Genomic DNA, 6,387 nt, shown 5'->3' with positions numbered 1-6,387 from the left:
CGTGAGGACACGGCCGCCCCGGCCGACGCGGGGCGTCGGCCGGGGCGGGACAGGACCGGAACGGTCCGCAGTGGCGCTGTGGCGTCAGGCGAGGGTCGCGATGGCCTGGTTGAAGGTCTTCGACGGACGCATCACGGCTTCGGCCTTGGCCGCGTCGGGCCGGTAGTAGCCGCCGATGTCGGCCGGCGAGCCCTGCACCGCGATCAGCTCGTCGACGATGGTCCGCTCCTGCTCGGCCAGCGTCTTGGCGAGAGCGGCGAACGCCTCGGCGAGCTGCGTGTCCTCGGTCTGCTTCGCCAGTTCCTGCGCCCAGTACAGCGACAGGTAGAAGTGGCTGCCGCGGTTGTCGATGCCACCGAGGCGGCGGCTCGGCGACTTGTCCTCCTCCAGGAAGGTCGCCGTCGCGCGGTCGAGGGTGTCGGCGAGCACCTGGGCGCGCGCGTTGCCCGTGGACTGCGCGAGGTGCTCGAAGCTGACCGCGAGCGCGAGGAACTCGCCCAGGCTGTCCCAGCGCAGGTAGTTCTCCTTGACGAGCTGCTGGACGTGCTTGGGCGCGGAGCCGCCGGCGCCGGTCTCGAACAGGCCGCCGCCGTTCATGAGCGGGACGACCGAGAGCATCTTCGCGCTCGTGCCGAGCTCGAGGATCGGGAACAGGTCGGTCAGGTAGTCGCGCAGGACGTTGCCGGTGACGGAGATGGTGTCCTCGCCGCGGCGGATGCGCTCCAGGGAGAACGCGGTGGCCTCGACCGGCGACATGATCTCGATCCGGAGGCCCTCGGTGTCGTGCTCGGCGAGGTACGTGCGGACCTTGGCGATCAGCTGCGCGTCGTGCGCGCGGGTCTCGTCGAGCCAGAAGACGGCCGGGACGCCGGTCGCGCGGGCGCGGGTGACGGCGAGCTTGACCCAGTCCTGGATCGGCAGGTCCTTGGTCTGGCACATGCGGAAGATGTCGCCCGCGCCGACGGCCTGCTCGAGGACGGCGTTGCCGGCCGCGTCGACGACCCGGACCGTGCCCGTGGCCGGGATCTCGAAGGTCTTGTCGTGGCTGCCGTACTCCTCGGCCTTCTGCGCCATCAGACCGACGTTCGGCACCGAGCCCATCGTCGACGGGTCGAACGCGCCGTTCGCGCGGCAGTCGTCGATGACGACCTGGTAGATGCCGGCGTAGCTGCTGTCCGGGAGGACCGCGAGGGTGTCGGCCTCCTGGCCGTCCGGGCCCCACATGTGGCCGGAGGTGCGGATCATGGCCGGCATGGAGGCGTCGACGATGACGTCGCTCGGTACGTGCAGGTTGGTGATGCCCTTGTCGGAGTCGACCATCGCGAGGGCCGGGCCCTCGGCGAGCTCGGCCTCGAAGGACGCCTTGATCTCGGCGCCGACGTCCGGCAGGGAGTCCAGGCCCTTGAGGATGCCGCCGAGGCCGTCGTTGGGCGACAGACCGGCGGCGGCGAGCGCCTCGCCGTACTGCGCGAAGGTCTTCGGGAAGAAGGCGCGCACCACGTGGCCGAAGATGATCGGGTCGGAGACCTTCATCATCGTGGCCTTCAGGTGCACGGAGAACAGGATGCCCTCGGCCTTGGCACGGGCGACCTGCGCCGCGAAGAACTCGCGCAGGGCCGCGACGCGCATGACGGCCGCGTCGACGACCTCGCCCGCCAGGACGGGCACCGACTCGCGCAGGACGGTCGTGGTGCCGTCGTCTCCCACGAGCTCGATGCGCAGGGAGCCCGCCTCGGAGATGACGGCGGACTTCTCGGTGGAGCGGAAGTCGTCGTTCTGCATGTGCGCGACGTTGGTCTTCGAGTCGGCCGTCCACGCGCCCATGCGGTGCGGGTGCGCCTTGGCGTAGTTCTTGACCGACGCGGGGGCGCGGCGGTCGGAGTTGCCCTCGCGCAGTACGGGGTTGACGGCGCTGCCCTTGACCTTGTCGTAGCGCGCGCGGACTTCCTTGTCCTCGTCGGTCTTCGGGTCGTCCGGGTAGTCCGGGAGCGCGTAGCCCTGCTCCTGGAGCTCGGCGACGGCGGCCTTCAGCTGCGGGATCGAGGCCGAGATGTTCGGAAGCTTGATGATGTTCGCGCCGGGCGTCTTGGCCAGTTCACCGAGCTCGGCGAGCGCGTCCTCGATGCGCTGGCTCTCCTTGAGGTGCTCGGGGAAGCTGGCGATGATGCGCCCCGCCAGCGAGATGTCACGGCTCTCCACCGTGACCCCGGCCGTCGAGGCGTAGGCCTCGACCACAGGCAAGAACGAATACGTCGCCAGGGCCGGGGCCTCGTCGGTGTGTGTGTAGATGATGGTCGAGTCAGTCACCGGGTGCTCCGCTCCACGTCTGCAACATTGCTTGACATCAAGATATCTCTTGACCGTCCCCCTCTCGACAGGGCCCTGCCCCGACATCGGGGCAGAAACCCGCCACCTCGCGAGGAACGCGCCGACGAATGCGATCAACTGGTTGGGGAGGGAGCGCTTCCGGTGATTCGATGTGCCTGTCCCCCTGCCAACAGGTGACCCGGGGACCGGAATATCGCTCCTGGAGGTCGCGCGCGATGGTGGCGAAAGGACGCACGGGCCCGCCCACGCTCGAGGAAGTGGCCGCGTTCGCGGGCGTCGGGCGGGGCACGGTGTCCCGTGTCATCAACAACGCGCCCGGGGTGAAGACCGAGACCCGGCTGGTGGTCGAGCAGGCGATAGCCGAGCTGGGCTACGTCCCCAACCACGCCGCCCGTGCGCTGGCCGGCAGCCGTACCGACGCGGTGGCGCTGGTGATCACGGAGACCGAGCGGCGCTTCTTCGCGGAGCCGTTCTTCTCCGAGATCGTCCACGCGGTCGGCACGGGGCTGGCCGAGACCGAGATCCAGCTGCTCCTCACGCTGGTGCGCACCGACAAGGAACGGCAGCGGTTCGTGCAGTACGCGCGGGCCGGCCGGGTGGACGGGGTGCTGCTGGTGTCCGTGCACGGCAGCGACCCGCTCCCCGACATGCTCGCCGAGCTGGAACTGCCGACCGTGCTCAGCGGCCGGCGCTCCAGCGACGAGGCCGTGTCGTACGTCGACTCCGACAACGTCGGCGGCGCCCGGTCGGCGGTGCGCTATCTGGCGGATTCGGGACGGCGCGCCATCGCCACGGTCACCGGCCCGCCGGACATGTACGTCGCGCAGTGCCGGCTCCGCGGCTACCAGGAGGCGATGCGGCAGTCCTTCGGCGAGGTGGACCCGTCGTGGATCGCGCAGGGCGACTTCACCGAGGAGAGCGGACGCCGGTCGATGGCCGAGCTCCTGCACCGCCATCCGGACCTCGACGCGGTGTTCGCCGCCTCCGACATCATGGCCGCCGGCGCCCTGCACACCCTGCGCGCGGCGGGCCGCCGGGTGCCCGAGGACGTGGCCGTCGTGGGGTTCGACGACTCCCCCCTCGCCCAGCACACCGACCCGCAGCTCACCACCGTGCGCCAGCCGGTGGAGGAGATGGGCCGCGCCATGGCACGGGTGCTGCTGGAGGACATCGAGGCGCCGAGCGCGGCCTGGCGCCACGTCATCCTGCGCACCAAGCTGGTGCGGCGCGCGTCGGCCTGAGCGGGAGCCCGCGGCGATGTCGGAGCCATGGGGCACGATGTCCTGCTGAGGGACGATCAGCCGGGGGACGCGATGACTGCTGGGCTCGACGAGTACATGAACGCCACGGAGACGGGAGCACTGGCCCGGCGCCTCTTCGCCCTGGGCGAGGGCATGGAGTGGGGCGGGAGGTGGTACGGGAGTGACGTCCGGGCGCTGGCCGAGGAGCTCGGGTGGACGTGGCTGGACACGGCCGAGGGGCCCCGCGCGCTGACCGGACTGCGGGCCGGGGACGCCCGCGCGGTCCCGGCCGACAGGGAGCCGGACGAGAGGCAGGGACAGGAGTACGCCGAACTCGCCGTGCCCGTGGTCCGTGCCGCCCCCGACGCGCTCGCCCAGGCGACAGCGTTCCGGCGGGTGGCCGACGCGGTCACCGGGGCACTCGGCGCCGCGGCCGTCGCGGGCTCCTACGGCGGGCTGCGCCCGTTCACCGACGTGGTGGAGCAGTCCTGGGGGACGCCGTACCTGCGCTGGCAGAACGGTCCGGCCGCGCTGGAGCTGCGCGCCGGCGCGTCCGGACCGGAACTGGTGCTCGGGCGCATCACCCTTGTCACTTCCTGGTTCGAATGGCTGACCTACCGCGACCGTGGGTTTCCCGGTTTCTTCGGCGTCCGGGGCCGCCTCGCGGACGTGGACCAGGAGGACCTCCCCGAGGCCTGGGCGGTGTGGTCCTGGGAGGCGCTGAGCGATGCGCTGGCCGGTTTCCTGGGCACGCTGCCCGCCGAGTCGACCGCGCTCGGCCTGCGTTTCTCGATGCCCTTGTACGGGCCGGTGAAGGGCACCACCGGTGAGCCCATGCTGTTCCACGTGGAGTGTGACGGGCGGCTGCACATCGGGTGTTACGCACCGGACGGCATGGACGCCGCCGCGCTCGGCTGGCAGCCCGCCGCCGCGCTCCCGCACACGAACGGCTTCATGCGGGACAGCGATGCCCCGCGGTGGCGCGTCGACGCAGGCGGCCCCGGAGAGGTCGACGCGTCCGCCGTCGCGGAGCTTCTCGTGAGGACGGCTCGTGCGGCGGGCCTCGGCGATCCTCTTTCCCTGGTCCTCGGCGGCGAGGGCGAGTGGGCGGACCCGTACGAGGTGAGGTTCTACGGGCTCGGCCTACGCACCGGCTGAGGAGGCGCCCGGCACCCGGCCGGCCGCCTCCTGGCGTGGGCATTCGCCCCGGCGGCGCAGTGCGGCGACCGCCTCGCCGGGTCCGTCCGCGTAGGGGCCCAGCTGCGCGCGGGTCGGTGCGACGCGCCATCCGCCGCCCTCGGACACCATGCGCAGGGTGCCCGAGGTGCCTCCGCCCCGCCAGCCGACCTCGACGGTGCGCCGGTCCAGCGGGACCGCCCGTACCGTCTCCAGCGGGACGGCGAGCAGGGGGTGGCAGATCCGGTGCGTACGGACATAGGTGTCCCGTGGCACGTGGCGCTGGGCGTCACCGCTCCATCCGTCCCAGGCCGTGGCCCAGTCACCGCCCGAGAGCAGTCCGAGGTGGGTCTGCGCGGCCGAGCGGGCGGCCTGCGTCGCCGTGGCTCCGGCCCCGACCGCCTGCCCTGCGCCGCCCGGTGAGCCGGTGCTGTCCTGGGCGCGGCCGGCCAGGGCCACCGCGATCAGTGCCGCGACCACTGCGGAGAGCCGCAGCAGGCGGGCGCGGTCCGTGCGCCAAGCGGCCGGCCGGCGGCCGGGGTGCCGGGCGGTACGCCGGCGGATGAGTCGGTCCATGGGCGGATGCCGCCTCCAAACGGCACGGACCGTGAGGGCCGGGCGCGTGTCTGCCCGGCCCTCACGGCACTGCGGTACGGGGGATCAGTTGGCGTAGCGGACGGTGCCGTACTTCTTCGCCAGGTCGGTGTTGGAGGAGACGCTCAGGTCCGCGGTGAAGCGGATGGAGTCACGTGTGGTCTCCAGGGACACCGCGCCCTGGTTCGACCCACCGAGCTTGTACACCCAGGTGTGGCCCGGGTCGATGCCCCGCTGGGGCAGCGACACGTCGTGGAAGCCCAGGCGCGCGATGTAGAACGAAGTGCCGTCGCCCCGCTTGACCTCCAGGAAGTCCTGCTGCGGGTGCCCGAACGCCTGGGAGGCCCCGTAGTGGTGCTGGTCCGAGCCGGACGGGGCCCGGAAGATCAGGACGCCGCAGTCCAGGTGGATCGGCTTGTCGGAGCGGTTGGTGAAGACCAGCTCCCGCACGCCGTAACCGGTGGTGCTGTCGGCCTTCACGCTGACGGAGAGGGGGACGTTCGAGGTGAAGGACGTGGTCAGCGGCTCGCTCAGGATCGGGTTGGTACCGGACAAGGGGTAGCTGGGGCTGGTGTGGCAGCGTTCGAGCGGGGTGGTGTACTGCGAGGCTCCACCGGTCGGCAGCTGCTGGGTGAAGCTGTCCGGGCCACCGGTGACCGCCGTGGTCTGGCCCGCGGCGGCGGTGGCCGTCCGGGAGGTCGTCAGCTGGACGGCGATGGTGGCGAGCACGAGTGCGAGCGCGGCCAGGCCGGCCATGGTCAGTTGTAACGCGGGTCTGCGCATGGGGGTTTCCTCCTGTGCGGGCAGGACGGGCGGGGAATTCCGGGAGCGCTCCCAAAATGGGGATGCGGAACGGGAAAGCGGGCCGCTCCTCGCCTTCACTCTGCGGAATTGACGCCCCCTCGTCAATCGATGCGGAATGGCGTGAACAGGCCAAGGGAGCCTGCCTCCCGCACGCCTCCCACCAGGCACGGAGCCGGGCCCTCTCCCGCGTCGGACACGCGTCCGACGCGCGGCCGACGCGGGGCCCGTCAGGGAGCCGCCGGTC

At 71.8% G+C, this 6,387-nt stretch carries 5 protein-coding genes; 2 read left to right on the top strand and 3 right to left on the bottom strand.

Annotated features, from left to right (window positions below; all coding sequences use genetic code 11):
• Positions 1-84: 84 nt before the first annotated feature.
• A complete protein-coding gene (locus tag ACWD0Y_RS35725) occupies positions 85-2,307 on the bottom strand; it encodes an NADP-dependent isocitrate dehydrogenase (RefSeq protein WP_450264422.1) in 2,223 nt (740 codons plus the stop codon).
• A 236-nt stretch (positions 2,308-2,543) separates the two neighbouring features.
• Between ACWD0Y_RS35725 and ACWD0Y_RS35720 the strand changes: the two genes are divergently transcribed.
• Both ACWD0Y_RS35720 and ACWD0Y_RS35715 read left to right on the top strand, forming a co-directional pair.
• Positions 2,544-3,569 (top strand): LacI family DNA-binding transcriptional regulator, encoded by a 1,026-nt coding sequence (locus tag ACWD0Y_RS35720; RefSeq protein ID WP_450264421.1) that lies wholly within the window; start codon positions 2,544-2,546, stop codon positions 3,567-3,569.
• Positions 3,570-3,596: 27 nt separating this feature from the next.
• The gene (locus ACWD0Y_RS35715; RefSeq protein WP_450264420.1) at positions 3,597-4,727 is read left to right on the top strand and encodes a hypothetical protein; all 1,131 of its coding nucleotides are present in this window, start codon (positions 3,597-3,599) and stop codon (positions 4,725-4,727) included.
• Here ACWD0Y_RS35715 and ACWD0Y_RS35710 read toward each other — a convergent pair.
• Together ACWD0Y_RS35710 and ACWD0Y_RS35705 are read right to left on the bottom strand one after the other, a co-directional pair.
• Positions 4,713-5,321, bottom strand: a complete 609-nt coding sequence (locus ACWD0Y_RS35710; RefSeq protein ID WP_450264419.1) for a hypothetical protein — start codon at positions 5,319-5,321, stop codon at positions 4,713-4,715. The genes ACWD0Y_RS35715 and ACWD0Y_RS35710 overlap by 15 nt on opposite strands.
• Positions 5,322-5,405: 84 nt before the next feature.
• Complete coding sequence (locus tag ACWD0Y_RS35705) at positions 5,406-6,122, bottom strand: hypothetical protein (protein ID WP_450264418.1); 717 nt, start codon at positions 6,120-6,122, stop codon at positions 5,406-5,408.
• Positions 6,123-6,387: the final 265 nt, after the last annotated feature.

This window comes from Streptomyces altiplanensis (assembly GCF_053591575.1).
The sequence above is the reverse complement of the archived record's forward strand: the minus strand, read 5'-3'. Positions and strand labels throughout refer to the sequence as shown.

Excerpts from the sequence above, each read along its gene's own strand:
- ACWD0Y_RS35720 (WP_450264421.1), top strand. The coding sequence starts at position 2,544 with ATGGTGGCGAAAGGACGCACGGGCCCGCCCACGCTCGAGGAAGTGGCC.
- ACWD0Y_RS35715 (WP_450264420.1), top strand. The coding sequence starts at position 3,597 with ATGGGGCACGATGTCCTGCTGAGGGACGATCAGCCGGGGGACGCGATG.
- ACWD0Y_RS35710 (WP_450264419.1), bottom strand. The coding sequence starts at position 5,321 with ATGGACCGACTCATCCGCCGGCGTACCGCCCGGCACCCCGGCCGCCGG.
- ACWD0Y_RS35705 (WP_450264418.1), bottom strand. The coding sequence starts at position 6,122 with ATGCGCAGACCCGCGTTACAACTGACCATGGCCGGCCTGGCCGCGCTC.